Source organism: Halomonas sp. CKK8, from assembly GCF_029625235.1.
Lineage (GTDB): Bacteria > Pseudomonadota > Gammaproteobacteria > Pseudomonadales > Halomonadaceae > Halomonas > Halomonas ventosae.
The window spans coordinates 3,044,637-3,070,394 of the sequence record NZ_CP121193.1; the positions used below are offsets into that span (position 1 = coordinate 3,044,637).

A 25,758-nucleotide genomic window follows, 5' to 3' on the forward strand; every position below is an offset into this window, starting at 1 on the left:
GCTGTTCGCAGGTGGCAGGATCGCTCGAGGCTATTCCGGCGACAGGTCTCCGAGGGGGCGCTGTAAATACGTCCGTGTACGCTACCTCGGCCATCCCTGGTCCTCGGACCCCCTCTACGTCCTGTCCCCGGCGCCTCTCGCTATGGACAGCCACGATACCCCTGTATGCTGGCGCCCTTTGGCCGACAATTGAAAAGGAGCCCTTATCATGAAAGCCAGCGTGAAATGGACCGATGGGCGTCAATTCGTTGCCGAGAGCGGCAGCGGCCACAGCGTGGTGATCGACGGCCCGCCCGACCACGGCGGACGCAACACCGGCCCGCGGCCCATGGAGCTGCTGCTGATGGGCATGGGCGGCTGCACCTCCTTCGATGTCCTCAATATCCTCGACAAGGCCCGCGCCGACGTCACCGACTGCGTGGCCAGCCTCGAGGCCGAGCGCGCCGACGAGGTCCCCAGCGTCTTCACCAGGATCCACGTGCACTTCACCGTCAGCGGCAAGGGCCTGAAGGAGAAGCAGGTGGCCCGAGCCGTGGAGCTCTCGGCCGAGAAGTACTGCAGCGCCTCCATCATGCTGGTCAAGGGCGGGGTCGAGATCACCCACTCCTTCACCATCGTCGAGGAGTAGCGCCGGAAGACGACGTCAACCGCAAGCGGCGCTGGGGACAGGCCGTAGAGGGGGTCCTATGCCAGGGATGGCATCGGTAGCGCCCAGGGATGGGTTCACAGCGCCCCCTCGTAGGCCTGTCGCCAGGTCAGCCGCGGATTTCTCCGGGTCGCTCAGAGACGATAGACGCTCTTGGTCATCACCTTCGACATCAGCTTCATGCCCAGCTTGACCGGTGCAGGGAAGCGGGCGCCACCGGCCTCCAGGGCCAGTTGGGCGTGGTGGGCCTCGTCGATGGCCATCTGGCGCAGCACCGCCCGGGAGCGCTGGTCCCCCGGGGGTAGCTTGACCAGGTGCTCCTCCAGATGGTGGCCCACCTGCTCCTCGGTGGCGGCCACGAAGCCCAGGCTGATCCGGTCACCCACGGCGCCGGCCGTGGCGCCGAGGCCGAAGGAGGCCACGTAGAACAGCGGGTTGAGCAGGCTGGGGCGGTCATGCAGTTCCTGCAGACGGGCATCGCACCAGGCCAGGTGGTCGATCTCCTCCTGGGCGGCCTGCTCCATCTGGTCGCGCACCTCCGGCAGCTTGGCAGTGAACCCCTGGCCCTGGTAGAGGGCCTGGGCACACACCTCGCCGGTGTGGTTGATGCGCATCAGCCCGGCGGCGTGCCGCCGCTCCTCGTCGCTCAGCGGCTCGTCGTGGATCTCCGCGGTCGCCGGCGACGGCCGCGAGGGGGCGGCGGCATGGGGGACCAGGGTCCTCAGCACGGTATCGACTTGGTGGATCAGGTTGTCGGTGCGGGAAAGGGAACGGGTCATGGCGGGTCTCTCGAGAATGCACCTGATGCGTCGTACGCCTGTCGCGCGCGGCGCGAGCCGCAGAGCGCCAGCTAGCCAGCCGGCCAAGTGAAGCGACGACCGCCCATCAGGTGCATGTGGATATGATAGACGGTCTGGCCACCCTGGTCATTGCAGTTCATCACCACCCGGTAGCCCTCCTCGGCAAAGCCCTTCTCCGTCGCCAGCTTCGCCGCGGTGTACTGCAGCCGGCCGACCAGCGACAGGTCGCCCTCCTCGATGTCGTTGAGGGTGGCGATATGCTGCTTGGGCACGATCAGCATGTGGGTGGGCGCCTGGGGATTGATGTCGTTGAAGGCCAGCACCGCATCGTCCTCGTAGACGATGTCGGCGGGAATCTCGCGCTCGATGATCTTGCAGAACAGGCAATCCATGGGGGTCGTTCCTCTCGGTCGGGTCTCGGGTCAGCGGAAGCGCCGCTGGGCGAGCAGGTGGCGGACCAGCGGCCCCAGGATCAGCTCCATGGCCAGCGACAGTCGCGACCCCGGCACCACCAGGGTGTGCGGCCGGCTCATGAAGGCATCCTGGATCATCGCCAGCAGGTAGGGGAAGTCCACCGTGGCCGGGTCGCGGAAGCGGATCACCACGAAGGACTCGGCGTCGGTGGGGATGTCCTGGACCTCGAAGGGGTTGGAGGTATCCACCGTGGGCACCCGCTGGAAGTTGATATGGGTGCGCGAGAACTGCGGCTGGATGTAGCGCACGTAGTCATCCATGCGCCCCAGGATGGTATCGATCACCGCCTCCTGGGAGTAGCCGCGATGACGCATGTCGCGATCGATCTTCTGGATCCACTCGAGGTTCATGGTCGGCGCCACCCCCACCAGCAGGTCGACGTGGCGGGCGATGTCGAGCTCGGCGGTGACCAGCCCCCCGTGCAGCCCCTCGTAGAACAGCAGGTCCGTGCCGCAGGGCAGCGGCTGCCATTCGGTGAAGGTGCCGACCTGGTAGCCGGCCTCGATCATCTGCTTGTCTTCGGCATGGATATAGTGGCGGTAGGTGCCGTTGCCGTGCTCGCCGTACTCCTGGAACAGCGCCTCGAGCCGGTCGAGCAGGTTGGCCTCCACGGCGAAGTGGGAAAGCTCGTCCTTGCGCTCGGGCTCGTCGAGGAGGAGCCGCGCCAGCTCCTGGCGGGTGTAGCGGTGGAAGGCATCGCCGTCGACGAAGGCGGCATGCACGGCCTCCCGGGCGAACATGCGCTCGAAGGTGCGCTTCACCGTGGTGGTCCCGGCACCGGAGGAGCCGGTCAGGGCGATGATCGGATACTCCCGGGACATCAGCTCGCTCCTGCCAGGGCTTCCCGCACGCCGGCGGGGATGGCCACCGGACGACCGCTCTGCGGGTCGACCAGCATCAGGTTGATGCGCGCCGTGGCCACCGTCGCGCCATCCGCCTCGCGCAGGATGCGATGGTAGACGCCGATCGCCTTGCGTCCCGGCGCGGGGATGGCCGTCTCCACCACCAGGGCATCCGGCCAGCGCGTCTCGGCCTGGTACTGCACGGCGAGATCCGCCGCCACGCAGGGATAGCCGCCGAGGTCCCACTCGCGAAGGTCCCGCGACGCGAGGGCCGCCACGCGGGCCTCGTGCAGCAGCGACACCAGCGCATCGTGGCCCAGATGGCGACCATAGTTCATGTCGGTGATGCGCACCGTCAGCGGATGACGGTGCACCACGTCATCCGCGGGAAAGCTCAGTCTGACACGCTCCATCCTCGCTCCTGCTCTCGTTGTGGCGGGTCCGCACGCCGTCAGGCGTCATTGCGCTCCCGGGCGATGGCCCGGTGGGCGATGTCGCGGCGGAAGAGCACGTCGGGCCAGGCGATCTCGGCCACCCCCCGGTAGGCCAGGTCGCGTGCCGCCCCGACGCCGTCGCCCAGGGCGGTGACGCACAGCACCCGGCCCCCGGCGGTGACCACCCGGCCCTGCGCATCCTCGGCGGTGCCGGCATGGAACACCTTGCAGCCGGTGGCCTCGGCGGCCTCCAACCCCTGGATGGCATCCCCCTTGCGGTAGCTGCCCGGGTAGCCCCCGGCGGCCAGCACCACGCCCACCGCGGCCCGTGGGTCCCAGTCGCAGGTACGGCCGGCCAGCTCGCCGCGGGCCCCGGCCAGGCACAGCTCGGCGAGGTCGGAGGCCAGGCGCAGCATGATCGGCTGGGTCTCGGGGTCGCCGAAGCGGCAGTTGTACTCGATGACCCTGGGGTTGCCGTCGGCGTCAATCATCAGGCCGGCATAGAGGAAGCCGGTGTAGGGGTGTCCCTCCTCGGCCATGCCGCGCACCGTGGGCCGGATGACCCGCGCCATGATGCGCTCGAAGACCTCGTCGGTGACCACCGGCGCCGGGGAGTAGGCGCCCATGCCGCCGGTGTTGGGGCCGGTGTCGCCGTCGCCGACCCGCTTGTGGTCCTGGCTGGTGGCCATGGGCAGGATGGTCTCGCCATCCACCATGACGATGAAGCTCGCCTCCTCGCCCTCGAGGAACGCCTCGATCACCACCCGGGCCCCGGCATCACCGAAGGCATTGGCCTCGAGCATGTCACGGATCGCGGCCTCCGCCTCGCCATGGGTCATGGCCACGATGACCCCCTTGCCGGCGGCCAGGCCGTCGGCCTTGATGACGATGGGCACCCCCTTCTCCTCGAGGTACGCGAGCGCCGGCTCGACCGCGGTGAAGCTGCGGTAGTCGGCGGTGGGGATGGCGTGGCGGGCCAGGAAGTCCTTGGAGAAGGCCTTGGAGCCCTCGAGCCGGGCCGCGCCGGCCGTCGGCCCGAAGATCGCCAGGCCCGCCTCGCGGAAGCGGTCGACCACACCCTCGACCAGCGGCGCCTCGGGCCCGACGATGGTCAGCGCCACCGCCTGCGCCCGGGCGAAGGCCACCAGGCCCGCCAGGTCCGAGACGCCGATATCGACATTCTCGAGGCCCGGCTCGCGGGCCGTGCCGGCATTGCCGGGGGCGACGAAGACGGTCTCCACCCGTGGAGACTGGGCGACCTTCCAGGCCAGGGCGTGTTCGCGGCCACCGCCGCCGATGATCAGGACCTTCATCCGCTGTGCTACCTCAAACCATGCAAGAAACGTCGCGGCATTATGTCAGAAACTCGCCCTCGACGCCGCTCACGGCTTGTTGCTGCCCTTGTCGTCCTCGTCCGGGCTGCCGGCCTGGTTGATGGTCTTCTGCCAGAACTTCATGTTCTCCTCGGCCAGCTCCCGCATCAGCTCCATGGGCGAGTGCCGCATGGCCTGCTGCCACTGGTCCTGCACGCGCTTCTGCTGCTCGAGCATCAGCTTGGTGCCCTGCTCCAGGTAGCGGGACAGGGGCAGTGGCTGGGCCATGTCATAGACGCGGATGAACTGGGCGAGCAGGTCGTTGGAGAACACCTGCGCATCACCGTCGGCCTGCTCCTGCTCGATGATGATCGACAGCAGGATGGTGCGGGTCAGGTCCTCGCCGCTCTTGGCATCCTCCACGCGGAAGGGCACCTCGTCGAGGATCAGGCCGCGCAGGTCCTCGAGGGTCACATAGCGGCTCTGTTCGGTATCATAGAGCCTGCGGTTGGCATACTTGCGAATCACGCGCACGGCGCTGCTCCTTGTTATACGAAGGGGCGGTTGCCCCTGTACGGCTATTGTGCACCGCGACACCCACCATGCAAGGCATAGCCACCATTCCGTCTCCAACGCGGCGAGGCCCATGAACCTGATCCTGCTCTCCCCCGACGATATCGAGAACGACCGCCTGGCCCGGGTCCGCGACCCGCGGCGCCTGGCCCACCTGCGCGAGGTGCACCGGGCGAGCCCCGGCGACATCCTGACACTGGGCATCGAGGGGGGACGCCTGGGGCGCGGGGAACTGCTGGCACTGGACGACGACGAGGCCCTGTTCGACGTCGCCGCCCTGGACCAGGCACCGCCGCCGGCGCTGCCGGTGCACCTGGTGCTCGCCCTGCCCCGCCCGCGAATGCTGGCCCGCACCCTGGAGCACGTCACCGCGCTCGGCGTGAAGCGCATCACCCTGCTCAACACCCGCCGCGTGGAGAAGAGCTACTGGCAGTCGCCAGAGCTCGGCGAGGAGAAGATCCACCGCCACCTGGTGCTCGGCCTGGAGCAGGCCCGCGACACCCGGCTGCCGGAGGTGGTCCTGGCCAAGGGCTTTCGCCCCTTCGTCGAGGAGCGGCTACCGGGCCTGCTGGCCGAGCGCCGCGGCCTGGTGGCCCACCCCGGGATGCAGGGCGACTGCCCCCGCGGCCTCGACGAGCCCGTGCTGCTGCTGGTGGGGCCGGAGGGGGGCTTCATTCCCTGGGAAGTGGAACGGCTGCTCGCGGCAGGCTGCGAGGGCATCCACCTGGGCCCGCGCATCCTGCGGGTGGAGACCGCGGTGACGGCCCTGCTCGCCCGGCTCTTCTGACCGCGCGCCCTCGCAGAGGGCCTAGTCGTCCTCCTCCGGGTCGTGGGCGACGAACGGGGAATCCTCGTCGCAGTCGGGCTCGCTGAGGAAGGTCTCGCGCACGTCGAGCAGCCCCAGGTGGCCGATGGAGCGGCGCCCGAGCAGCAGCGGGTAGTTCATCTCCTCACGATCGCGCAGGCCGAACTGCTCCTCGTAGACGGTATCGCCCAGGCAGACGTTCATCAGCACCACCGGCCGCTCGTCGCGGCCACCGGCCCCGCGCACCCGGAGGTCCCGATAGAGCGGCAGCTCCATGCGCTCGGTGAAGGTCTCGCCGCTGGCCTCGTCCTCGAGCCTGAGGCGAAAGCGGACCCACTCCTCGCCATTCTTCTCGAAGGTCTCGATATCGCGGGCGTCCAGCGACGAGGTCAGGGCCCCGCTGTCGAGCTTGGCCTTCACCTCCACGCCCCAGGGTTCCAGGGTCGCCTTCTCCACCCAGCCGAAGACGTTCTCCTCATCGTCGGCGATGGCCGGTGAGGCAGCGCTCAGCAGCAGGGCGGCCAGCAGGGGCAGGCGGAAAGATGTCAGGGTCATGGTCTCCTCCGGGGCTCAGCGCTTCAGGCGCTCAAGCAGGTTGCGGGTGGCGAAGCCATCCGGGGTGGTACCGATGGCGACCTGGAACTCGCGCAGGCCCCGGCGGGTGTTGGGGCCCATGATGCCGTCCGGCGTGCCCACCTCGAAGCCACGCTGGTTGAGCAGGCGCTGCATCTCGCGCACCTGGCTGCGGCTCAGCGGCTGCTCCTCCCGGGGCCAGCCCTGCACCACCCCCTCGCGACCGGCGATCTCGTCGGCCAGGGTGCCCACCGCCAGGGCGTAGCTGGTGGCGTTGTTGTAGCGCAGGATGGCGCGGAAGTTGGGGCCCACCAGGAAGGCCGGGCCCTCCGCCCCGCCGGGCACGATCACCGACGCCGCCGCGAAGTCGGGCAGCGGCTCCCCGTCCAGGCTGCGCACGCCGCGTTCGGCCCAGTCGCGGCCGGGGCGACGGGTGGCGAGCTCGGTCTCTGCGTAGTCGAAACCCTCGGGGAGACGGACCTCCACGCCCCAGGGCTGCCCCGCCTGCCACCCGGCCCGGTCAAGGTAGTTGGCGGTGGAGGCCATCACGTCCGGGATGCTGCCCCAGATGTCACGCCGCCCGTCACCGTCGCCATCCACGGCATAGGCCTCGAAGCTCGAGGGAATGAACTGGGTGTGTCCCATGGCACCGGCCCAGGAGCCCTGCATGCGCTCTGGCGAGATATCCCCGGCCTCCAGGATGCGCAGCGCCGCGAGCAGCTCGTCGCGGGCAAAGTCGCGACGGCGTCCGTCATAGGCCAGGGTGGCCAGGGCCTCCAGGGTCGAGAAGTCGCCGAAGTTGCCGCCGTAGTTGCTCTCGATACCCCAGATGGCGACGATCACCTCGGCGGGCACCCCATAGCGCCGCTCCATCTCCCGGGCCGTGGCGCGATAGGCAGCCAGTCGCTCCCGACCCGTGGTCACTCGGGTCGCCGAGACGGCACTGTCCAGGTACTGCCAGATCGGCCTCACGAACTCGGGTTGGGAGCGGTCGAGCTCGATCACCCGCGGCCGATAGCGCAGGCCGTCCAGGGCCCGTGCCAGGGTCGCCTCGCCGATGCCCTCTGCCCGCGCCTCGCGCCGGAAGTCGGCCAGCCAGCTCGCGAAGTCCGCCGCAGGCGCCGGCTCGCCGGCTTCCACCTCGGCCACGGCATCGGTCGCCTCGCCGGACTCCGGCTCGCGGGCCACATTTGCCTCGCTGGGAGGCACGGCCTGGCAGCCGGCCAGCAGCGCCAGCAGCAGGGGGGTGGTCAGCATCCGTCTCATCGTCGCTCCTGCAGGACGTTTCCATGATCCGCACGATCATCGCCCAGAACCGGCCTCCAGGCCAGCCCGTTCAGCTCCCCCAGAGCCGCCAGATCAGCAGCGCATGACAGGCCAGCACCACCAGGGTCAGGGGCCTGCGCAGGGCGTGGTACCAGCCTGGCAGCCGTGCCCCGCCCTCCCGGGAGAGCTCATGGAGGCGCACCAGCACGAAGCCGATGGCCAGTACCCAGGCGCCGGTGAGCGGGTGGAGCAGCAGCGCGGGCCAGGCGACCAGACTCGGCACCATGGCGAGCAGCATGCGCCGACGGAAGGGGGCTTCGCCGGGGCGTTCCCGGCACATCGCCACGCCCCACTGCACCCCGCCAAGGAAGGAGAGGATCACCGCGCCATAGCCCAGGAAGGCCCGCACGGCAACGGCCTGCCAGGCGAGCGGGGCCAACCATGCCGCCGCCACGCTCGCCAGGAAGGGCAGCAGGCCGGCCAGGCCGAGCCACAGCGCAAGGGGGGGAATCACGACGCGCATCACGGTTCCTCCCCATGGGCAGCGACGGCAGGCGCCCAGAGCGCCGCATAGCGGCCGTCGGGGTCGTAGCGTCCGGCCTGGTCGTGGACGTCCAGGGCGCGCGGCCGGGTGTCGCGTCCCACCCCGGCCAGGTAGCGCCAGTTGCCCCAGTTGCTGGCCACGTCGTGGTCGACCAGGCAGTGCTCGAACCAGGCCGCGCCCAGGCGCCAGTCCCCGCCGAGATCATGCACCAGGTAGCTCGCCGTGTTCTGGCGCGCCCGGTTCGAGAGCCAGCCGGTGGTGGCCAGCTCGCGCATGGCGGCATCGACGAAGGGCACGCCGGTACGCCCGTCACGCCAGGCACGAAAGCCCTCGCCGGGCTCCGCAAGCTCACGCCCGCCGAACAGTGCTGCGCCCTCCTGCCGCGCCGCCCAGTGGAAGTAGTCGCGCCACAGCAGCTCGAAGACCAGCCAGTAGCTCGAGTCGTTGGCGCCGTGTCGGGTCTCCCAGGCATTCACCGCATCATGCACCTGGCGCGCCGAGAGGCAACCCTGGGACAGCCAGGGCGAGAGCCGGGTGGAGAAGTCGGCACCGGCCAGGCCGTTGCGGGTCTGCTTGTAGCGCGCCACGGCACCGCTCTCCCACAGGTAGTGATCGAGCCGCGACCACCCCGCCGTCTCGCCGCCGGCAAAGGCAAAGCCCCCACGCCGGTCCGGGGCCCAGGCGGCCGCCCGGCCACAGACCTTGTCCAGCGGCGGGAAGCCGCGCGGGGCACCCGCTGGCCAGTCGGGCAGGGTCACCGGCGCCGGGACGGCGCCGGGTACCGACCAGGCCCGCTCCACCCTGCGCCGAAACGCCGAGAAGCTGGCGGGCAGGTCGTCCACCGCCATGGGCAGAGAGGCTGCATCGAGCAGCGTGCCGGTATCCTGGCGGGAAAGGGTCACGGCACCACCCAGGCGCTCGGCCAGTTGCACGGAGGCCTGCTTCTCCTCCCAGCCGGCATCGGCGCGCACCCGAACCTCATCGATGTGATGCTCGACGACCAGCTCCGCTACCGTATCGACGGGATCGCCGATACGCACCAGCAGGTCACTGCCGCGCTTGAGCAGCTCGCCGCGCAGCGCGATCAGACTCTGCCAGAGGAACTGCAGGCGCGCCGGTCCGATACGCGACGCCCCCAGGCCGGGCAAGGGGGGCAGCCAGGCCTCGTCCAGCACGTAGACGCACAGCAGCGATTCGGGCGGCATCGAGAAGTGGAACAGGGGGTTGTCGGCCAGGCGCAGGTCGTTGCGCAGCCATACCAGCATCCGGCTCATGACGCTCTCTCCTGGTGCCTTGACTCCCGGCGACAGCGTTCGCTGCAGTGGTGAACCTCCTCCCAGCAGCGCGCCCACTTGCGTCGCCAGGCGAAGGGACGCGCGCACTGCGCGCAGACCTTGTGCGGAAGATGCGGCTTGCGGTGCATGGGGCAACCTCGAACATGGACAGCGTAAAATAATAGTACAGTATTTGTACAAATAATACCGCCTGGTGCCACCCCAACAGCGCCAACCCGGGAGCTCCAACGAGAGGGGCCGCCCGAAGGCGGCCCCGCATGACAGGCTCTGACAGACTCGACTCAGGAGCCGTCCGCCCCCCCGGGTTCGCGACGTGCGTTGTCCTCGGTCTCCATCCCGCTCTTCAGCTCGTGGGTCAGGGGGTCGTAGTTCGGCTTGAGCTCATCCTTGACGGTGCCCCCCCAGAGCCGGGCGCCGACGAAGTAGCCGGCACGACCGATCACGTGGGCGGCCACGGGAGCGGTCATCAGGATGAAGAGGATCACGCCCAGGGCCCGCGCCACCACCGCCACCTGGGCGAAATGGATGGCCACCGCCAGCATGATCAGGGTGGCCCCCAGGGTCGCCGCCTTGGTGGTGGCGTGCATGCGAGTCAGCAAATCGGGCAGACGCGCCACCCCCAGCGCCGCCAGGAACATGAAGATCGACCCGGCCAGGATCAACCCGCCCTTGATCAGCTCAGTCATCGCGGGGCCCCCCGCGCTCCAGGAAGCGGGCGAAGCCGATGGTGGCCATGAAGGCCATCAGCGCCATGACGATGGCCACGTCGAGCAGGCTCGGCACGTCGGTGGCGATGGCGATCACCCCGATGATCCCGACGAGGATCGACGAGAAGAGCTCCAGGGCCACGACCCTGTCCGGCAGGCTGGGGCCGCGGAACAGGCGCACGAAGGCCAGGCACAGCGCCAGGGCCATCACCGCCAGGCTCACCAGGATCACGGTCGACACGGGGGGCACCTCCTTTCACTAATGGAAAAGCTCCAGCGCCCGGCGCTCCAGTTCCGCCAGGCTGCGCCTGAGTTCCGGCTCGTCGTCCAGGAACATGGCGTGGATGTAGAGCACGCGGCGATCGTCGGAGACATCCAGGCTCAGGGTGCCCGGCGTCAGCGAGATCAGGTTGGCGACGAAGGCGATCTCGAACTCGGAGCGGGCCTTGAGGGGCATGGCGATCACCCCCGGCTTCATGTACCAGGGGGGGGTGACGATGTCGTAGGAGACCTTGAGGTTGGCCATCACCAGCTCCTTGAGGAAGAAGCCGACGAAGCGGACCAGCCGCGGCAGCCGCTGCGCATGCCCGGCCAGTGCCGGCACCTGGGGCTGGATCAGCGCCAGCACCAGGTAGCCGAAGGTCAGGCCGGCGAGCAGGTTGAGGCCGCTGAAATCGCCGGTGAGCACCACCCAGGCGAAGCCCAACAGCAGGTTCCAGGCGGCCCCGATCATGGCATCACCTCCCCAGCCTCACCCGGCTCTGCTCCTGATCCAAGAACCGCCTCGATGTAGCGCTCGGGCGCCAGCAGCTGGCCGGCCGAGGCCTCGGCCAGGGCGTAGATGGGCTCGGCATTGAGGCCGATGAACAGGGTGCACAGTGCCAGGCCGACCACCGGCGCGGCCATCAGCCACATCTCGCGCGACGCGACCGCCGGATAGGGGTCGACGTCGCCCTCCGGCGGCGCCGACTTCCAGAACACCTCGGCCCAGATCTTGATCATCGAGTAGAGGGTGAGCAGCCCCACCAGCAGGGCGATGAAGGTCACCCCGTAGGCCTGTGCCTCGATGCCGGCACGAATCACGATGAACTTGGCGAAGAACCCGGACAGGGGCGGCATCCCGGCCAGCGACAGCGCCGGGATCAGGAACAGCACGGCCAGCCAGGGGTGGCTGCGATAGAAGCCGCCCAGCGACTTCAGCTGGTAGGTGCCCCGCAGCCGGTGGACGATGCCGCTGACCAGGAAGAGGTTCGTCTTCACGATGATGTGATGCATGATGTAGAAGACCCCGCCGATGATCGCCAGGGGCGTGAACAACGCCAGTCCCAGGATCATGTAGCCGATCTGGCTGACGATGTGGAACGACAGGATACGCCGGAACTCGAACTGCGCCGCCGCCCCCAGCACCCCGGAGAGCATGGTGAATCCCGCCCCCCACAGCAGGATCTCGTGGGTATAGCCCGGGCTCTGGTGGAAGATCAGCGTGAACACCCGGAACAGCGCGTAGACCCCGACCTTGGTCAGCAGGCCGGCGAACAGCGCCGAGACGGCCACCGGCGGGGTGTGGTAGGAGGCCGGCAGCCAGAAGAACAGCGGGAAGGCCGCCGCCTTGATGCCGAAGGCGACCATGAACATCATCGCCAGCACATCGACCATGCCGTCGTCCTCCAGGGTCGCCAGGCGACGGGCGATGTCGGCCATGTTGAGCGTGCCCACCATGCCGTAGAGCAGCCCCACCGCGACCAGGAAGGTCACCGAGGAGACCAGGTTGAGGGTGACGTACTTGATCGCCCCCTCCATCTGCGGCTTCTCGCTGCCCAGGATCAGCAGCGCGAAGGAGGCCACCAGCATCACCTCGAACCAGACGTAGAGGTTGAAGATGTCGCCGGTGAGGAAGGCCCCGGCGACCCCGGCCAGCAGCAGGTGCATCAGCGGGAAGTAGCCGTAGGCCTCGTGGCCGCGCCCTACCGTGGCCAGCGAGAAGAGCGCCACGGCGAAGCCGATGATGCCGGTGAGCACCACCATGATCGCCCCCAGCAGGTCGGCCACCAGGCTGATGCCGAAGGGCGCCGGCCAGCCGCCCATGTGCATCACCAGGATGCCGTCGCGGTTAACCGTGGTCAGCAGCCAAAGGCTGGTCAGCAGCAGGGCGGCGGTACCGGCCACGGCAACGAAGCGCTGCATGCTTCGCGAGCGCCAGAAGACCAGCGACACGGCCCCTGCCAGCAGCGGGATGAGGATGGGCAGCGCGATCTGGGGGTTCACGTGTCGGTATCCTTCATCTTGTCCAGGTCATCGGCACGCACGATCTCCCAGGCGCGTCGCACCAGGACCACGGCGAACGACAGCACCCCGAAGGCGATGACGATGGCGGTGAGCACCAGCGCCTGGGGCAGCGGGTCGGCCACCGCGCCCTCGGGCGCCGTCAGGCCCTGCGGGACCAGCGGCGGCGCCCCGCGCACCATGCCCGCCGTGGCGAAGATCAGCAGGTTGGCGGCATTGGAGAGCAGCATCAGCCCGATCACCAGCTTGACGATGGAGCGGCGCAGCATCATGTAGATGGCGGCGGCGAACAGGACGCCGATGGTGATGGCCATCAAGGGTTCCATGGAGCCTCCTCAGCGTTCGTCATCTTCCTGATCGGTCTTCACCAGGGCGGTGATCGCCGTGAGCACCGAGCCCACCACCACCAGATAGACGCCGATATCGAAGATCAGCGGCGTCGAGGCCTTGAAGTCGATGACCGGGATGGTCCACCACTGGGCGGTGAAGAAGGGCTCGCCGACCCACCAGGCGGGCAGCGTCGCGGCCACCCCGAGCAGCAGCCCCATGCCGACCAGGTCGCGGGGCGACACCTTGAGCATCTCGCTCAGGGCGCGGCGCCCGCGGGCAAAGAGGTAGAGCGCGAAGGCCCCCGCTGCCACCAGGCCGGCGATGAAGCCGCCCCCCGGCTCGTCGTGCCCGCGCAGCAGCAGGAACAGCGAGAAGAGCAGCTGCAGCGGCAGCAGCAGCCGCGCCGCGGCGTTGAGGATCAGGGTGCCCGATCTAACCATCGTCTCTCTCCCGCGACGGCGCCTGGTGCCGGGCATCGTACGCCTCGGCATGGAAGCGCAGCATGGCATAGACGCCGATGGCCGCCAGCGCCAGCACGAACATCTCGCCCAGGGTATCCAGCGCCCGGAAGTCGACCAGGATGACATTGACGATGTTGTGGCCATGGCCCAGCGGCTGGCTGTTGGCGACCATGTAGTCCGAGATCCGCGGCAGCCGCTCGCCGGACAGCACCGCGAGCATCATCAGGGTGATCAGGCCGCCGGTGAGGCTCGCCACGGCGAGGTCGCGCAGCCGCTCGGTAGGCGTGGAGAGGGTGGCGAAGCGCGGCAGGCGGAACAGCACCAGCACCAGCAGGATCACCGTCAGGGTCTCCACCAGCAGCTGGGTGATCGCCAGGTCCGGGGCACTGAACAGCACGAAGGTCAGGGCGATGGAGAAGCCCATGACGCCCAGCGCGGCCACCGCTGCCAGCCGCGAGCGCATCACGCAGGCCGCCACGGCGCCGGCGATCATGAGGCCGGCGACCACGGCCTCGTGGAAGTAGAGCGACAGGGCGAAGTCGAACTCGAGGGTGTGGCGGAAGAGGAGCGCATGGCCGACCAGGCCCACCAGCACCAGCAGGGTCACCACCAGGTAGTTGCGGAGTTGCCCGTTCTGCAGCATGCGGGTCTGCCACTCGGCGACGGTCACCAGGCCGGCCATCATCGCCTCGTAGCCGGCCTCCGGGCCGCGGGCCATGAGCGGCTCGAGGCGGGCCAGCCAGGCCCGCAGGCGGTCCCAGTGACGGTAGGCCAGCAGGCCCAGCAGCAGGCTCGCCAGCGACAGCAGCAGCGGCAGGTTGACGCCGTGCCACAGCGCCAGGTGCACCTTGTGGCCCTCCACGGCCCCGATGCCGGCCACGGTGGCACCCACCAGGGGGTCGAGCAGGCCCGGCGCCAGGCCGAAGGTCAGCGACAGCAGGGCCAGGAGGGCGGGTCCCGCGAGCATGCCATGCGGCGCCTCATGGGGCGCCCGGGGGGTCTCACGCGGGGCACCGAAGAAGGGGCGCAGGGCGACGATGGCCGCCACGGCCAGGGTCAGGAAGGCTGCCGTGAAGGCGAGCAGCAGGATCAGGGGGCGCCAGGCGCTGGCCTCGAGCACCGACGCGAACATCAGCTCCTTGCCCACGAAGCCCAGCAGCGGCGGCAGCCCGGCCAGCGACAGGGCGGCGACCCCGGCCACGGCGGCAGTGCGCGGCATGACGCGCCGCAGCCCGCCCATGGCGGTGACGTCCTTGGTGCCCGCCTCGTGGTCGAGGATGCCGGCCACCATGAACAGCGCCCCCTTGTAGAGCGAGTGGGCCAGCAGGAAGGCCACGAAGGCGACCAGCGCCCCCTCGGTGCCGATGCCGAGCAGCATGGTCAGGGTACCCAGGGCCATCACCGTGGAGTAGGCCAGCAGCTTCTTGACGTTGGTGTGCTGGATCGCCAGGAAGGCGCCGGTGGCCATGGTCAGCGCGCCCACCAGCGAGAGGGTGATCACCCAGCCGTCGGTGCCGCCCAGGGCGGGATGCAGGCGGGCGAGCAGGTAGACCCCCGCCTTGACCATGGTCGCCGAGTGCAGGTAGGCCGAGACCGGCGTCGGCGCCGCCATGGCGTTGGGCAGCCAGAAGTGGAAGGGGAACTGCGCCGACTTGGTGAAGGCGCCAAGCAGCACGCAGACCAGCAACGGCGTGTAGAGCGCATGCTCGCGCAGCAGTTCGCCGCGGCCGGTGAGTTCGGCCAGCGACCAGCTGTCGCCGGCCACCGCGAGCATGGCGAAGCCGGCGAGCAGCGCCAGGCCGCCGCCCACGGTGACGAAAAGCCCCTGGAGCGCCGCCTTGCGGGCGGCGAGGTCGGTGTGATTGAAGCCGATCAGCAGGTAGGAGGTGATGCTGGTCAGCTCCCAGAACACGAAGAGCGTGACCAGGTTGTCGGCCAGCACCAGGCCGAGCATCGACATCATGAAGGCGGTGATCACCACCAGGAAGCGCGGCAGGTCGCGATGGCCGCGCAGGTACTCCCCGGAGTAGACCAGCACCAGGGCACCGATCACCGTGATCAGCATGGCGAACAGCCAGGCGAGACCGTCGATCAGGAAGGTCAGGGTGATGTCGAGCCCCGGCACCCAGGCCCACTCCAGCAGCAGGACCTCGCCGGCCGCGACCGCTGGCCACTGGCCGAACAGCCAGGCCGCCAGGGAGGCGGGCAGCAGGGCCATCACCAGCGGCGTCCGGGCCCCGAACCAGTGATGCAGCAGCGGGGCCATCCCCGCCACCACAAAGCCTCCCAGCACGGCCAGTTGCATCAGGCGCCCTCCCCTGTCGTGACGGCGTTCGCGGCACCCCCCGCCGCGCCACCGGTTCGAACGATCAACTCTATAGAGACAAGGTGTTGAAAGGCAAGGAGGCGGCGAGCGAGTTCCCTTTGCGTTAGAGTGGGAAGGAGCCAAGCCATGGGGGGGCGACCCGACCCAGGGAGGGGATGCGACCGCCTGTCGCTTGCATCATCCTGTCCTGCGGCCGCGCTGTGCCCTCCCCGTTTACGGACCCGCGCAGGATGACCGATCGATGACATTGCTGTGGATAGCCCTGCTCCCCCTGCTGGGGGTGCTGGTGCCCGCGTTCACCGAGCGACGCGGGCGACGTTTCTGCTCCCTGGCCACCGCGCTGCTGCCCGCCCTGGCGCTGGTACTGATGTTCGGCCAGCTGCCGGCCCTGGCGAACGGCGAGGCACTGCGCTTCGCCGTGGACTGGGTGCCCACCCTGGGCCTCGACCTGGCGTTCCGGCTGGACGGCCTGTCGCTGCTGTTCAACCTGTTGATCATCGGGATCGGCCTGCTGATCCTGCTCTACGCGCATTACTACCTGACGCCGGAGGAGCCCTTCGGGCGCTTCTACGCCTACCTGATCCTGTTCATGGCCTCCATGGTCGGCATCGTGATGGCCGACAACCTGCTGCTGCTGTGGCTCTTCTGGGAACTCACCAGCATCTCCTCCTTCCTGCTGATCGGCTTCTGGTCGCACCGCAGCGACGCCCGCAAGGGGGCGCGCATGGCGCTGACCGTGACCGGTGCCGGCGGCCTGGCGCTGCTCGCCGGCCTGCTGCTGCTGGGGGACATGGTCGGCAGCTACGACATGAACGTGGTGCTCGACAGCGGCGAGGCCATCCTCGCCGACCCGCGCTATCCCCTGATGCTGGTACTGGTGCTGCTCGGCGCCTTCACCAAGTCGGCGCAGTTCCCCTTCCAGTTCTGGCTGCCCCATGCCATGGCCGCGCCGACCCCGGTCTCCGCCTACCTGCACTCGGCGACCATGGTCAAGGCCGGCATCTTCCTGATGGCGCGCCTGCACCCGGCCATCGCCAGCAGCGAGCTGTGGTCGGTCATCGTCTCGCTGGTCGGCATGGCGACGCTGCTCTACGGCGCCTGGTTCGCCCTGCTCAAGACCGACCTCAAGGGCATCCTGGCCTTCTCCACGGTCAGCCACCTGGGGCTGATCACCGTGCTGCTGGGCATCGGCACGCCCATGGCCGTGCTCGCGGCGATCTTCCACATCCTCAACCACGCCACCTTCAAGGCGGCACTGTTCATGAGCGCGGGCATCATCGACCACGAGACCGGCACCCGGGAGCTGGGCCGCCTGGGGGGCCTGCGCCGGGCCATGCCGGTCACCGCGGTGCTGACCAGCGTGGCGGGCGCGGCCATGGCCGGCGTACCGCTGCTCAACGGCTTCCTCTCCAAGGAGATGTTCTTCACCGAGACCCTGGCGAGCCCGGTACTGGGCGGGCTGAGCTGGCTGATGCCGGTACTCGCCACCCTGGGCGGCATCCTCTCGGTGGCCTACTCGCTGCGCCTGGTGCATGCGGTCTTCTTCAGGCCGGCCCGCGAGGCGCCGCCGAAGTCGCCCCACGAGCCGCCCTGGCTGATGCGCGCCCCGGTAGTGCTGCTGGTGGTGCTGTGCGTGCTGGTGGGCCTGGCCCCGGTACTGGCCGAGGGGCTGCTGGGCCTGGCCGTGGCGCCGGTGCTGGGCGAGGCGTTCGACTTCCATCTGGCGATCTGGCACGGCGTCAACCTGCCGCTGCTGATGAGCCTGGTGGCGCTGGTCGCCGGGGTGGCGACCTACTGGCGCCATCCCGACCTGCGCCGCTTTCTCAGGGGATTTCGCCCGGTGGATGCCCGCCTGGTGTTCGAGGCCGCCGTGCAGCGGCTGGGGCGCGGCGCCGAGGTGGGCCTGGCCCGCTTCGATGGCGGCTCGCTACAGCGCTACATGACCTGGCTGCTGCTCGCCGCCCTGTTGATGGGCGGCCTGGGCCTGGCCGGCATGCCGCTGCTCACCGGCAGCCAAGGCAACCAGCCCCTCGACGGCATCCTGCTGCTGGGGGCCGGCCTGCTGATCTTCGGCGGCATCGGCACCGCCGCCACCCACCGCTACCGCCTGATCTCGCTGCTGATGCTCTCGGTGGTGGGCCTGGTGGTCGCCCTCACCTTCGCGCGCTTCTCCGCGCCGGACCTGGCGCTAACCCAGCTGTCGGTGGAAGTGGTGACCATGATCCTGCTGATGCTGGCGCTGTTCTTCCTGCCCCAGAAGACCCCCCGGGAGTCCTCGCATCGGCGCAGCCTGCGTGACGTGGTGCTGGCCGGCGCCCTGGGCATGGTGGTCGCCAGCCTCAACTATGCGGTGCTGACCCGCGACAATGCACCCATCTCCGGCTTCTTCCTGGAGAACAGCGTGCCCGGCGGCGGTGGCCACAACGTGGTCAACGTCATCCTGGTGGACTTCCGGGGCTTCGATACCCTGGGCGAGATCACCGTGCTGGCGCTGGCGGGCCTGGCGATCTTCAAGCTGCTCAACCGACTGCGGCTGTTCATGCCGCACAGCGACGGCGAGGGCCGCCTCTGGTCGCCAGACCGCTATCCGGCGATCCTCACGTCCATCTCCATGGCGCTGCTGCCGCTGGCCCTGCTGGTGTCCGCCTTCATCTTCCTGCGCGGCCACAACCAGCCCGGCGGCGGCTTCATCGCCGGCCTGGTCACCGCGGTGGCGCTGATCCTGCTCTACATGGCCCGCGGCGTGGAGTGGGCCCAGCAGCGCCTCGACTTCCCCTACCAGCCGGTGGCGATCGCCGGGGTGGCCGTCGCCACCCTCACGGGGCTCGGCAGCTGGCTGTTCGGCCACCCCTTCCTGACCTCGGCCTTCGGTCACTTCCACCTGCCGCTGGTCGGCGACTTCGAGCTGGCCACTGCCATGCTCTTCGACCTCGGCGTCTACCTCGCCGTGGTGGGCGCCACGCTGATGATCCTCGCCAACCTGGGCAAGGTCACCACGCCCCACCGCCCGGCCAAGGAAGCCACCAGCAGCTTCGACACCGCTCCCCCCTCGCGACCCGGCAAGGAGAAACGTTGATGGAAAGCCTCTACGCCATCACCACCGGCGTGCTGACCGCCTGCGGGCTCTATCTGGTCCTGCGCGGCCGCACCTTCCCGGTGGTGGTCGGCCTCACCCTGCTCTCCTATGCGGTCAACCTCTTCCTGTTCTCCATGGGCGGGCTGACCACCGATGGCGCCGCCATCCTCGACGGGCCGGCGGACTATGCCGACCCGTTGCCCCAGGCGCTGGTGCTCACCGCCATCGTGATCGGCTTCGCCATGACCGCCTTCGTGGTGATCCTGGCCATGCGCGCGCGCAGCGAGGCGGGCAACGACCATGTCGACGGCCGCAAGCATGAAGACGGGGAGGGCCGCCCGTGATGCAGCACCTGATCGTCCTGCCCGTGGTGCTGCCGCTGGTCGCCGGCATCCTGCTGCTCTATCGCCGCCAGGGGGCCACCCGGGCCAAGCGCCTGGTCGGGGTCGTGGCCACGGCCCTGCTGGTGGTGGTCGGCATCGCCCTGGTGGCGCGTGCCGCCGGCGGCGAGGTCACCTACTATGCGTTGGGCGACTGGCAGCCGCCCTTCGGCATCGTGCTGGTGCTCGACCGCCTCTCGGCGCTGATGGTGCTGCTCACCGCGGTGCTCGCCCTGGGGGCGGTGGTGTTCGCCTGTGCCGGCGACGACGAGCGCGGCAGCAACTTCCACGGCCTCTTCCAGTGGCAGCTGATGGGCATCAACGGGGCCTTCCTCACCGGCGACCTGTTCAACCTCTTCGTGTTCTTCGAGGTGCTGCTGCTCGCCTCCTACGCGCTGCTGCTGCACGGCGGCGGCAAGGCGCGCATCCAGGCCGGGGTGCACTACGTGGTGCTCAACCTGGCCGGTTCCTCGCTGTTCCTGATCGCCGTGGGCGTGCTCTACGGCGCCACCGGCACCCTCAACATGGCCGACATGGCGGTGCGCCTGGGTGAGCTGCCTGCCGAGCGGGCCGGGCTGGTCACCGCCGGTGGCCTGATGCTGCTGGTGGTGTTCGGCCTCAAGGCGGCGATCCTGCCGCTCTACTTCTGGCTCCCGCGGGCCTACGCCGCCGCCCCGGCGCCGGTGGCGGCGCTGTTCGCCATCATGACCAAGGTCGGCATCTACGCCATTCTGCGGGTCTACTCCCTGGTCTTCGGTGACCATGCCGGGCCTCTGGCAGACCTCGAGCAGGCCTGGGTGTGGTGGCTGTCGCTGGGCACCCTGGCGGCGGCCGGGGTCGGCGTGCTCGCGGCCCGGGACCTGCGCCTGCTGGTGGCCTACCTGGTGCTGGTCTCGGTGGGCACCCTGCTGGCCGGCATCGGCATGGGCTCGCCGGCCGCCGTCTCCGCCCTGCTCTACTACCTGATCCACACCACCCTGATCACCGGCGGGCTCTTCCTGCTGGCCGAGCTGATCGGCCTGCAGCGGGGCAAGGCCGGTACCCGCCTGGTCAGGGGTCGCCCCCTGCATCAGGGCGGCTGGCTGGCCGGGCTGTTCTTCGTCGGTGCCGTGGCGGTGGCCGGCGTGCCCCCGCTGTCGGGGGCCATTGGCAAGGCCCTGATGATGGCCTCGGCCGAGGGGGGAGAGCGCGCCTGGCTGTGGCCGCTCCTGCTGGGGACCGGCCTGTGCGCGCTGGTCGCCCTGTCCCGGGCCGGGTCCACGCTGTTCTGGCGCAGCCAGGGGGAGCCGATGGGCCTGCCCCTGCCCCGGCGCCAGTGGTTCGGAGTCGCCTGGCTGCTGGGTGCCTCGCCGCTGCTGGTGGCCCTGGCCGGCCCGGTGAGCGACTACACCCGGGCCACCGCCGACCAGCTGGCCAATCCCCAGGTGCTGGTCAACGCCCTGATGAACGATGCCGGAGGCACGCCATGATCAAGCCCCGTCCCTGGCTGCCGACGCCCCTGCTGTCGATCCTGCTGCTGGTGGTCTGGCTGCTGCTGGTGCGCAGCACCGCCTTCGGCCAGCTCCTGCTGGGCGCCGCCCTGGCGGTGGTGATCCCGCTGGCCACCCACCGCTTCTGGGATGCCCAGCCGCATGTGGCCCGGCCCTGGAAGCTGCTGCGCTTCGTGCTGCGCGTGCTCGGCGACATCCTCATCGCCAACATCGAGGTGGCCTGGCTGATCATCAATCCCTGGCGCCGGATGCGCCCCCACTTCGTGGAATACCCGCTGATGCTGGAGGACCGCTTCACCATCACCCTGCTGGCCAACACCATCAGCCTGACCCCGGGCACGGTATCGGCCAACCTGCGCCTGGACGGACGGACGCTGCTGATCCATGCCCTGGACGTGGAGGACGAGGACGCGCTGATCGCGCATATCCGCGAACGCTACGAGCGGCCGCTGAAGGAGATCTACGAATGCTAGACATTGCCCTGTGGACCAGCATGGCCCTGGTGGTGGCGGCCCTGCTGCTCAACGTCTATCGCCTGACGGTGGGACCGGACATGCCGGACCGGATCCTGGCGCTGGACACCATGTACGTGAATTCCATCGCGCTGATCGTGCTGATGGGGCTGTGGCTGAACACCAAGACCTACTTCGAGTCGGCGCTGCTGATCGCCATGCTCGGCTTCATCAGCACCGTGGCAGTCTGCAAGTACTTGCTGCGTGGCGACATCATCGAATAGGAGGCCCCATGACGCTGTACGTGTTCCTCGAGGGCGTGATTGCCTTCCTGCTGGTCGCCGGGGGCGCCTTCGCCTTCATCGGCTCGCTGGGCATGGCCCACCTGCGCGACTTCTACATGCGCCTGCATGGGCCCACCAAGGCCACTACCCTGGGGATCGGCTGCATGCTGGTCGCCTCGATGCTCTATTTCTGGGTGATCGACGGCAAGCCCGACATCCAGGAGATGCTGATCACGCTGTTCCTGTTCATCACCGCCCCGGTCAGCGCCCACCTGCTGGCCAAGACCGGCCTGCACCTTCAGCTGCGACACGAGGACAAGACCCGCGGCAACCCGCCCGAGCTGCGCCCCGAGGAGATCGGCGAGAAGCCGGTGCCCCACCCCGACCGCGGCCACGGCTGACGCGACTCGGGCCCGCCAGTGACGGGCCCGAGGCATGGTGGAAGGGGCGACGGCGACTACACCCAGCCACCCAGCTCGTTGTCGATGATCGAGAGCAGCGCGGCGATATGGTCGTCGCGCTCATTCAGGCAGGGAATGTAGGTAAAGGTCTCGCCACCGGCTTCGATGAAGGCGTCACGAATCTCCTCCTCGATCTCCTCGAGGGTCTCCACGCAGTCCGACGAGAAGGCCGGCGAGACCACCGCGATATGCTTCTTCCCCTGACGGGCCAGCTCGGCGACGTGCTCCACGGTCGCCGGCCCCACCCACTCCTCGGGACCGAACTTGGACTGGAAGGCGGTCTGGATGGCGTCCTCTGACCAGCCCAGCCGCTCGCGCAGCAGACGCGTGGTCTTCTGGCACTGGCAGTGGTAGGGATCACCCTCCAGCAGGTAGCGCTTGGGCACCCCATGGTAGGAGGCCACCAGCACCTCGGGGGGAGGATCGGCGGCCTCGTACGCCTCACGCACCGAACTCGCCAGGGCGTCCAGGTAGGCGGGATACTCGAAGTAGGCGGGCACGGTGCGAATCGCCGGCTGCCACTTGAGCGTCATCAGGGTGCGGAAGGCCTGGTCGTTGGCGGTGGCCGTGGTCGGCGAGGCGTACTGCGGATAGAGCGGGAAGAAGAGGATCCGCTCGCAGCCCGCGGCCTGCATGCGCTTCAGCACGCTGTCGGTGGAGGGATTTCCGTAGCGCATGCAGAAGTCCACCACCACGTCATCGCCGTACTGCGCGTGGAGCCCTGCCGCGACCTTGCGGGTCTGTTCCCGGGTGATGGTCAGCAGCGGGCTCTCGTCCTTCTCGGTGTTCCAGATGCCGCGATAGGCCTCACCTGACTTGAAGGGGCGACGCGAGAGGATGATCAGCTGCAGCAGCGGCTGCCACTTCCAGTCCGGGTAGTCGACCACCCGCTTGTCGGAGAGGAACTCGCTCAGGTAGCGGCGCATCGACCAGTAGTCGGTAGCATCCGGCGTACCCAGGTTGGCGAGCACCACGCCGACCTTCGGCCTGGCCACCGGCGGGTGGTCGGCCGGGGCATGGGCCAGCCGGCCGCTGCCCGGTGCATCCAGGTCGTGGGAGGCCTTGTCCGGATTCGGGGGGGTCATGCGGGTGCTCCTTGGGATCGATGAGACGGTGACAACTAGTCTATCAGCCCGCTCGCCCGGGGTGGGATGAAGTTGTACTATGAACAGGATTTGTACAGCTTGAGAGAAGGATCATGCCCCGACCGCTCGTGCTGCTGCTCGGCGACCAGCTGAGCCATGCCATGGCCAGCCTGCGCGACCTGCCGGACGACACGGTGATCGCGCTGTGCGAGGTGGCTGCCGAGGGCACCTATGTGCCCCACCATCCCCAGAAGATCGCCCTGATCCTCTCCGCCATGCGCCACTTCGCCGCCGAGCTTCGCGACAGAGGCCATCGCCTCCACTACAGCGCCCTGGACGACCCGGACAATGCCCAGACAATGGTCGGCGAGGCGGAGCGCCTGGCCGTCCTCTACGGCTGCGACGAGGTCCGCGTGGTGCGCCCCGGCGAGTGGCGGCTGTGGCAGGCGATGCGCGAGCGCGAGGACGCTGCCCTGCCCTGGCGCCTGATCGAAGATGACCGCTTCTTCACGACGCCGGAGGATTTCGCTGCCTGGGCCCGGAAGCGCAAGGCGCCGCGGATGGAGCACTTCTACCGGATGATGCGCCAGCGCACCGGCCTGCTGATGGAGGACGGCAAGCCGGCAGGCGGCCAATGGAACTTCGACCATGACAATCGCCAGCCGCTGCCCGCATCGCTGGAGGTTCCCGAGCCGCCGCGCCACCACCATGACGCCGTTACGGATGACGTGCTGGCGCTGGTGGCGGAGCATTTCCCCGAGCATTTCGGCAACCTGGAGAGCTTTCATTGGCCGGTCACCCGCCGCCAGGCCCTGGGTGACCTGCGCCATTTTCTCGAGCATCTGCTCCCCGACTTCGGCCGCTACCAGGACGCCATCCGCGACGCCGAGCCCTTTCTCTTCCATTCCCGGTTCTCCGCGGCCCTCAACCTGGGCCTGCTCTCGCCACGGGAGGTGTGCGAGGCAGTGGAACGGGAGTACCGCGAGGGACGCGCGCCGCTCAATTCCGTGGAGGGCTTCATCCGCCAGGTACTGGGCTGGCGGGAGTATGTGCGCGGCCTCTACTGGACGCGGATGCCCGACTACAAGCGTCGCAACGCCCTGGGGGCGAGCCGTGGCCTGCCGGCCGCCTTCTGGAGCGGCGACACCGACCTGCGCTGCCTTGCGCGCGCCATCGAGATGACCCGAGACCATGCCTATGCCCACCATATCCAGCGGCTGATGGTCACCGGCAACTTCGCGCTGCTCTGCGATGTGGCGCCCGAGGCGCTCTGCGACTGGTACCTGGCGGTCTACGCCGATGCCTGCGAATGGGTGGAGCTGCCCAACACCCTGGGGATGGTGCTGCATGCCGACGGGGGCCTGATGGGCTCCAAGCCCTACTGCGCCTCGGGGAAGTACATCGATCGCATGTCGGACCACTGCCGGCTCTGCCGCTATGATCCGAAGCGGGCCACGGGCCCGGACGCCTGCCCCTTCAACAGCCTCTACTGGGCCTTCCTGGAGCGCCATGCCGATACCCTGAGCGGCAACCCGCGCATGAAGCTGATCTACGGCAGTCTCCGGCGCATGAGCGATGACAAGCGCGCGGCCCTGCGCGAGCAGGCCGCGGCCTTCCTGGCACGGCTCGACAGCGTGCCCGCCTATTCACCCACCCATGGCCAGAGCTCTCATCGCACTCATCGGGCGGGCTACGAGACCCCACGGGAGACGACACCATGACACCACGCGAGACCCTCGAGGCCCGCGCCCCGGCGACCCTCTATCACGACGGTCACTGCCCGCTCTGCCAGCGCGAGGTGGCCTGGCTGGCGCGCCATCCGCACCGGGCGCGGGTCAGGCTGGTGGATATCCAGTCACCGGACTTCGACGCGGCGGCACTCGGCACCAGCCTCGAGGCGATGATGGGCCGACTGCACGTCCGCGACGCCGGCAACCGCTGGTACATCGGCATGGATGCCAGCCGGGCGCTCTACGCGGTGCTGGGCTACCGGCGGCTGGTATGGCTCAGCACCCTGCCGGGGCTGGCAGGGCTGATGGATGCGGGGTATGGGTGGTTCGCCCGCCGCCGGGTGCGCCTGGGGCGCTGGCTGCAGCAGCGACGGCAGGACAGGGACGAGGGATAGGGTCAGAAGACCAGCGGCATGCGCGAGGTCAGCGGGTCCTGGTAGTGGGCCTCGCGCCCGATCATCTCGTCGTGGGGCACCTGCTGGACCAGGTAGGCACGATGAATGCCGGCGCGCTTGAGCTCCAGGTAGACGTCATCCAGCGAGCGGAAGAGGATCGGCTTTGCGGCGCGGGTCAGCATGTGGCGCTGCCCCTCCACGTCCTCCAGCTCGACCTGGTAGAACCGGCTACCGGCATGGCCGATCACGCGGATCTCGAAGTTGTCGTGGCGAGCCACGAAGGCTTTCAGCTCCTGGAATTCCATGGGTCCTTCCTCCTGATGTCCGGGTCGATGATGTCGGGATACACGATCGGGCACAGCCTGACTGCACCCGATGACGGTATCGTGTCGTCGACATTACCTTGATGTGACCCTGACCGCTTCGTCAGGTTCCGGACCTACTGATATTCGGAAGGATCGATCGCCTTGCCCAGGGAGTTGCGGTCCACCCAGTTGCCGGCCTTGGTCTCCTTGTAGCGGAACACCACCCGATCACCGACCTGGACCGGCAGCTCGGCGTCCTCGGTCTGGTAGCTGTAAGCCTCGCCGTCCACCACCAGGTGGTAGCGGTAGAGGTCGGGCATGCCAAGCCACTCCTTGAAGGGGCCTTCACGCTCCATCGACTGGAGCTCGCCGCGCCCCTCGAGCTTGGGGGTGCGCCGGCGATTGCCGCGTCGGAATCCGCCTGCCAT

General features: G+C 68.9%; 31 protein-coding genes. 10 read left to right on the plus strand and 21 right to left on the minus strand.

The annotated features are described in order from the left end of the window. The first annotated feature begins 208 nt into the window (after positions 1–208). Positions 209–628, plus strand: a complete 420-nt coding sequence (locus P8934_RS14355) for an OsmC family protein (RefSeq protein WP_133636430.1) — start codon at positions 209–211, stop codon at positions 626–628. Positions 629–780: 152 nt separating this feature from the next. On the opposite strand, the gene coq7 is transcribed toward P8934_RS14355, so the two are convergent. The 6 genes from coq7 to phaR all read right to left on the minus strand — a co-directional run bounded on the left by coq7 (position 781) and on the right by phaR (position 5,043). Then, the gene (coq7, locus tag P8934_RS14360; RefSeq protein WP_278031659.1) at positions 781–1,425 is read right to left on the minus strand and encodes a 2-polyprenyl-3-methyl-6-methoxy-1,4-benzoquinone monooxygenase; all 645 of its coding nucleotides are present in this window, start codon (positions 1,423–1,425) and stop codon (positions 781–783) included. Between the two features lie 71 nt (positions 1,426–1,496). After that, positions 1,497–1,838, minus strand: a complete 342-nt coding sequence (locus P8934_RS14365) for a histidine triad nucleotide-binding protein (protein WP_278031660.1) — start codon at positions 1,836–1,838, stop codon at positions 1,497–1,499. A gap of 30 nt (positions 1,839–1,868) precedes the next feature. Then, entirely contained in the window at positions 1,869–2,741 is an 873-nt protein-coding gene (locus P8934_RS14370; protein ID WP_133636428.1) for a phosphoribulokinase, read from the minus strand. Then, positions 2,741–3,175, minus strand: coding sequence for a thioesterase family protein (locus P8934_RS14375; RefSeq protein WP_278031661.1), 435 nt, complete (start codon positions 3,173–3,175; stop codon positions 2,741–2,743). Before P8934_RS14375 ends, P8934_RS14370 begins: the two co-directional genes overlap by 1 nt. Positions 3,176–3,213: 38 nt before the next feature. Then, the gene (gene purD, locus P8934_RS14380) at positions 3,214–4,509 is read right to left on the minus strand and encodes a phosphoribosylamine--glycine ligase (protein ID WP_278031662.1); all 1,296 of its coding nucleotides are present in this window, start codon (positions 4,507–4,509) and stop codon (positions 3,214–3,216) included. A 69-nt stretch (positions 4,510–4,578) separates the two neighbouring features. Continuing rightward, positions 4,579–5,043 (minus strand): polyhydroxyalkanoate synthesis repressor PhaR, encoded by a 465-nt coding sequence (phaR, locus tag P8934_RS14385; RefSeq protein ID WP_278031663.1) that lies wholly within the window; start codon positions 5,041–5,043, stop codon positions 4,579–4,581. A 112-nt stretch (positions 5,044–5,155) separates the two neighbouring features. On the opposite strand from phaR, the gene P8934_RS14390 reads away from it, so the two are divergent. Next, the gene (locus tag P8934_RS14390) at positions 5,156–5,869 is read left to right on the plus strand and encodes a 16S rRNA (uracil(1498)-N(3))-methyltransferase (RefSeq protein ID WP_278031664.1); all 714 of its coding nucleotides are present in this window, start codon (positions 5,156–5,158) and stop codon (positions 5,867–5,869) included. 21 nt (positions 5,870–5,890) lie between these two features. On the opposite strand, the gene P8934_RS14395 is transcribed toward P8934_RS14390, so the two are convergent. The 12 genes from P8934_RS14395 to P8934_RS14450 all read right to left on the minus strand — a co-directional run bounded on the left by P8934_RS14395 (position 5,891) and on the right by P8934_RS14450 (position 15,651). Beyond that, a complete protein-coding gene (locus tag P8934_RS14395) occupies positions 5,891–6,442 on the minus strand; it encodes an ATP-dependent zinc protease (protein WP_278031665.1) in 552 nt (183 codons plus the stop codon). Positions 6,443–6,457: 15 nt separating this feature from the next. Then, positions 6,458–7,726, minus strand: coding sequence for a lytic murein transglycosylase (locus tag P8934_RS14400; RefSeq protein WP_278031666.1), 1,269 nt, complete (start codon positions 7,724–7,726; stop codon positions 6,458–6,460). Positions 7,727–7,796: 70 nt separating this feature from the next. Then, positions 7,797–8,249 carry a DUF3429 domain-containing protein gene (locus tag P8934_RS14405; protein WP_278031667.1) on the minus strand — a complete coding sequence of 151 codons (453 nt, stop codon included), beginning with the start codon at positions 8,247–8,249 and terminating at the stop codon, positions 7,797–7,799. After that, positions 8,249–9,544 carry a DASH family cryptochrome gene (locus P8934_RS14410; RefSeq protein ID WP_278031668.1) on the minus strand — a complete coding sequence of 432 codons (1,296 nt, stop codon included), beginning with the start codon at positions 9,542–9,544 and terminating at the stop codon, positions 8,249–8,251. Before P8934_RS14410 ends, P8934_RS14405 begins: the two co-directional genes overlap by 1 nt. Further along, positions 9,541–9,693 (minus strand): DUF2256 domain-containing protein, encoded by a 153-nt coding sequence (locus tag P8934_RS14415; RefSeq protein WP_278031669.1) that lies wholly within the window; start codon positions 9,691–9,693, stop codon positions 9,541–9,543. Before P8934_RS14415 ends, P8934_RS14410 begins: the two co-directional genes overlap by 4 nt. Positions 9,694–9,846: 153 nt before the next feature. Then, a complete protein-coding gene (gene mnhG, locus P8934_RS14420) occupies positions 9,847–10,251 on the minus strand; it encodes a monovalent cation/H(+) antiporter subunit G (protein WP_278031670.1) in 405 nt (134 codons plus the stop codon). After that, the gene (locus tag P8934_RS14425; protein ID WP_133636419.1) at positions 10,244–10,513 is read right to left on the minus strand and encodes a monovalent cation/H+ antiporter complex subunit F; all 270 of its coding nucleotides are present in this window, start codon (positions 10,511–10,513) and stop codon (positions 10,244–10,246) included. The genes mnhG and P8934_RS14425 overlap by 8 nt, the downstream gene beginning before the upstream one ends. A gap of 18 nt (positions 10,514–10,531) precedes the next feature. Beyond that, a complete protein-coding gene (locus P8934_RS14430; protein WP_106230569.1) occupies positions 10,532–11,005 on the minus strand; it encodes a Na+/H+ antiporter subunit E in 474 nt (157 codons plus the stop codon). Further along, positions 11,002–12,537 carry a Na+/H+ antiporter subunit D gene (locus P8934_RS14435; protein WP_278031671.1) on the minus strand — a complete coding sequence of 512 codons (1,536 nt, stop codon included), beginning with the start codon at positions 12,535–12,537 and terminating at the stop codon, positions 11,002–11,004. The genes P8934_RS14430 and P8934_RS14435 overlap by 4 nt, the downstream gene beginning before the upstream one ends. Beyond that, the gene (locus P8934_RS14440) at positions 12,534–12,881 is read right to left on the minus strand and encodes a Na+/H+ antiporter subunit C (RefSeq protein ID WP_106230571.1); all 348 of its coding nucleotides are present in this window, start codon (positions 12,879–12,881) and stop codon (positions 12,534–12,536) included. Before P8934_RS14440 ends, P8934_RS14435 begins: the two co-directional genes overlap by 4 nt. Positions 12,882–12,890: 9 nt before the next feature. Then, a complete protein-coding gene (locus tag P8934_RS14445) occupies positions 12,891–13,325 on the minus strand; it encodes a Na+/H+ antiporter subunit B (RefSeq protein WP_106230572.1) in 435 nt (144 codons plus the stop codon). Next, positions 13,318–15,651: a putative monovalent cation/H+ antiporter subunit A gene (locus P8934_RS14450; protein WP_278031672.1), complete on the minus strand. Its 2,334-nt coding sequence runs from the start codon at positions 15,649–15,651 to the stop codon at positions 13,318–13,320. Before P8934_RS14450 ends, P8934_RS14445 begins: the two co-directional genes overlap by 8 nt. A 262-nt stretch (positions 15,652–15,913) precedes the next feature. Here P8934_RS14450 and P8934_RS14455 point away from each other — a divergent pair, with 262 nt between their 5' ends. The 6 genes from P8934_RS14455 to P8934_RS14480 are packed head-to-tail and all read left to right on the plus strand — an operon-like array spanning position 15,914 to position 21,755. After that, on the plus strand, positions 15,914–18,748 hold the full coding sequence (locus P8934_RS14455; protein WP_278031673.1) for a monovalent cation/H+ antiporter subunit A: 2,835 nt from the start codon (positions 15,914–15,916) through the stop codon (positions 18,746–18,748). Beyond that, the gene (locus P8934_RS14460) at positions 18,748–19,092 is read left to right on the plus strand and encodes a Na+/H+ antiporter subunit C (RefSeq protein ID WP_106230575.1); all 345 of its coding nucleotides are present in this window, start codon (positions 18,748–18,750) and stop codon (positions 19,090–19,092) included. The genes P8934_RS14455 and P8934_RS14460 overlap by 1 nt, the downstream gene beginning before the upstream one ends. Then, positions 19,089–20,597, plus strand: a complete 1,509-nt coding sequence (locus P8934_RS14465) for a monovalent cation/H+ antiporter subunit D (protein WP_278031674.1) — start codon at positions 19,089–19,091, stop codon at positions 20,595–20,597. Before P8934_RS14460 ends, P8934_RS14465 begins: the two co-directional genes overlap by 4 nt. After that, positions 20,594–21,091, plus strand: coding sequence for a Na+/H+ antiporter subunit E (locus tag P8934_RS14470; RefSeq protein ID WP_278031675.1), 498 nt, complete (start codon positions 20,594–20,596; stop codon positions 21,089–21,091). The genes P8934_RS14465 and P8934_RS14470 overlap by 4 nt, the downstream gene beginning before the upstream one ends. Continuing rightward, positions 21,085–21,354 (plus strand): K+/H+ antiporter subunit F, encoded by a 270-nt coding sequence (locus tag P8934_RS14475; RefSeq protein ID WP_250059830.1) that lies wholly within the window; start codon positions 21,085–21,087, stop codon positions 21,352–21,354. The genes P8934_RS14470 and P8934_RS14475 overlap by 7 nt, the downstream gene beginning before the upstream one ends. An 8-nt stretch (positions 21,355–21,362) precedes the next feature. Then, complete coding sequence (locus P8934_RS14480; protein ID WP_278031676.1) at positions 21,363–21,755, plus strand: Na+/H+ antiporter subunit G; 393 nt, start codon at positions 21,363–21,365, stop codon at positions 21,753–21,755. Positions 21,756–21,811: 56 nt separating this feature from the next. Here P8934_RS14480 and hemH read toward each other — a convergent pair whose 3' ends face one another. Next, complete coding sequence (gene hemH / locus P8934_RS14485; RefSeq protein WP_278031677.1) at positions 21,812–22,900, minus strand: ferrochelatase; 1,089 nt, start codon at positions 22,898–22,900, stop codon at positions 21,812–21,814. Between the two features lie 113 nt (positions 22,901–23,013). On the opposite strand from hemH, the gene P8934_RS14490 reads away from it, so the two are divergent. Continuing rightward, entirely contained in the window at positions 23,014–24,621 is a 1,608-nt protein-coding gene (locus tag P8934_RS14490; RefSeq protein ID WP_278031678.1) for a cryptochrome/photolyase family protein, read from the plus strand. Then, on the plus strand, positions 24,618–25,025 hold the full coding sequence (locus P8934_RS14495; protein WP_278031679.1) for a DUF393 domain-containing protein: 408 nt from the start codon (positions 24,618–24,620) through the stop codon (positions 25,023–25,025). Before P8934_RS14490 ends, P8934_RS14495 begins: the two co-directional genes overlap by 4 nt. A 2-nt stretch (positions 25,026–25,027) precedes the next feature. Here the strand turns inward: P8934_RS14495 and P8934_RS14500 are convergent, their stop codons facing one another. Together P8934_RS14500 and P8934_RS14505 are read right to left on the minus strand one after the other, a co-directional pair. Beyond that, entirely contained in the window at positions 25,028–25,330 is a 303-nt protein-coding gene (locus tag P8934_RS14500) for a DUF6482 family protein (RefSeq protein ID WP_278031680.1), read from the minus strand. Between the two features lie 134 nt (positions 25,331–25,464). Continuing rightward, positions 25,465–25,758 carry a hypothetical protein gene (locus P8934_RS14505; protein WP_040185486.1) on the minus strand — a complete coding sequence of 98 codons (294 nt, stop codon included), beginning with the start codon at positions 25,756–25,758 and terminating at the stop codon, positions 25,465–25,467.

Bases quoted from the DNA above. Each gene is read 5' to 3' on its own strand.
- P8934_RS14450 (WP_278031672.1), bottom strand. From the start codon at position 15,651: ATGCAACTGGCCGTGCTGGGAGGCTTTGTGGTGGCGGGGATGGCCCCG.
- mnhG (WP_278031670.1), bottom strand. From the start codon at position 10,251: ATGACTGAGCTGATCAAGGGCGGGTTGATCCTGGCCGGGTCGATCTTC.
- P8934_RS14505 (WP_040185486.1), bottom strand. From the start codon at position 25,758: ATGGCAGGCGGATTCCGACGCGGCAATCGCCGGCGCACCCCCAAGCTC.
- P8934_RS14460 (WP_106230575.1), top strand. From the start codon at position 18,748: ATGGAAAGCCTCTACGCCATCACCACCGGCGTGCTGACCGCCTGCGGG.
- P8934_RS14455 (WP_278031673.1), top strand. From the start codon at position 15,914: ATGACATTGCTGTGGATAGCCCTGCTCCCCCTGCTGGGGGTGCTGGTG.
- P8934_RS14475 (WP_250059830.1), top strand. From the start codon at position 21,085: ATGCTAGACATTGCCCTGTGGACCAGCATGGCCCTGGTGGTGGCGGCC.
- P8934_RS14390 (WP_278031664.1), top strand. From the start codon at position 5,156: ATGAACCTGATCCTGCTCTCCCCCGACGATATCGAGAACGACCGCCTG.
- P8934_RS14355 (WP_133636430.1), top strand. From the start codon at position 209: ATGAAAGCCAGCGTGAAATGGACCGATGGGCGTCAATTCGTTGCCGAG.
- P8934_RS14395 (WP_278031665.1), bottom strand. From the start codon at position 6,442: ATGACCCTGACATCTTTCCGCCTGCCCCTGCTGGCCGCCCTGCTGCTG.
- P8934_RS14445 (WP_106230572.1), bottom strand. From the start codon at position 13,325: ATGGTTAGATCGGGCACCCTGATCCTCAACGCCGCGGCGCGGCTGCTG.
- P8934_RS14410 (WP_278031668.1), bottom strand. From the start codon at position 9,544: ATGAGCCGGATGCTGGTATGGCTGCGCAACGACCTGCGCCTGGCCGAC.
- P8934_RS14430 (WP_106230569.1), bottom strand. From the start codon at position 11,005: ATGATCGGGGCCGCCTGGAACCTGCTGTTGGGCTTCGCCTGGGTGGTG.
- purD (WP_278031662.1), bottom strand. From the start codon at position 4,509: ATGAAGGTCCTGATCATCGGCGGCGGTGGCCGCGAACACGCCCTGGCC.
- P8934_RS14365 (WP_278031660.1), bottom strand. From the start codon at position 1,838: ATGGATTGCCTGTTCTGCAAGATCATCGAGCGCGAGATTCCCGCCGAC.
- P8934_RS14490 (WP_278031678.1), top strand. From the start codon at position 23,014: ATGCCCCGACCGCTCGTGCTGCTGCTCGGCGACCAGCTGAGCCATGCC.
- P8934_RS14495 (WP_278031679.1), top strand. From the start codon at position 24,618: ATGACACCACGCGAGACCCTCGAGGCCCGCGCCCCGGCGACCCTCTAT.
- P8934_RS14470 (WP_278031675.1), top strand. From the start codon at position 20,594: ATGATCAAGCCCCGTCCCTGGCTGCCGACGCCCCTGCTGTCGATCCTG.
- P8934_RS14480 (WP_278031676.1), top strand. From the start codon at position 21,363: ATGACGCTGTACGTGTTCCTCGAGGGCGTGATTGCCTTCCTGCTGGTC.
- P8934_RS14370 (WP_133636428.1), bottom strand. From the start codon at position 2,741: ATGTCCCGGGAGTATCCGATCATCGCCCTGACCGGCTCCTCCGGTGCC.
- hemH (WP_278031677.1), bottom strand. From the start codon at position 22,900: ATGACCCCCCCGAATCCGGACAAGGCCTCCCACGACCTGGATGCACCG.
- P8934_RS14440 (WP_106230571.1), bottom strand. From the start codon at position 12,881: ATGGAACCCTTGATGGCCATCACCATCGGCGTCCTGTTCGCCGCCGCC.
- coq7 (WP_278031659.1), bottom strand. From the start codon at position 1,425: ATGACCCGTTCCCTTTCCCGCACCGACAACCTGATCCACCAAGTCGAT.
- P8934_RS14405 (WP_278031667.1), bottom strand. From the start codon at position 8,249: ATGCGCGTCGTGATTCCCCCCCTTGCGCTGTGGCTCGGCCTGGCCGGC.
- P8934_RS14400 (WP_278031666.1), bottom strand. From the start codon at position 7,726: ATGAGACGGATGCTGACCACCCCCCTGCTGCTGGCGCTGCTGGCCGGC.
- P8934_RS14415 (WP_278031669.1), bottom strand. From the start codon at position 9,693: ATGCACCGCAAGCCGCATCTTCCGCACAAGGTCTGCGCGCAGTGCGCG.
- P8934_RS14500 (WP_278031680.1), bottom strand. From the start codon at position 25,330: ATGGAATTCCAGGAGCTGAAAGCCTTCGTGGCTCGCCACGACAACTTC.
- P8934_RS14375 (WP_278031661.1), bottom strand. From the start codon at position 3,175: ATGGAGCGTGTCAGACTGAGCTTTCCCGCGGATGACGTGGTGCACCGT.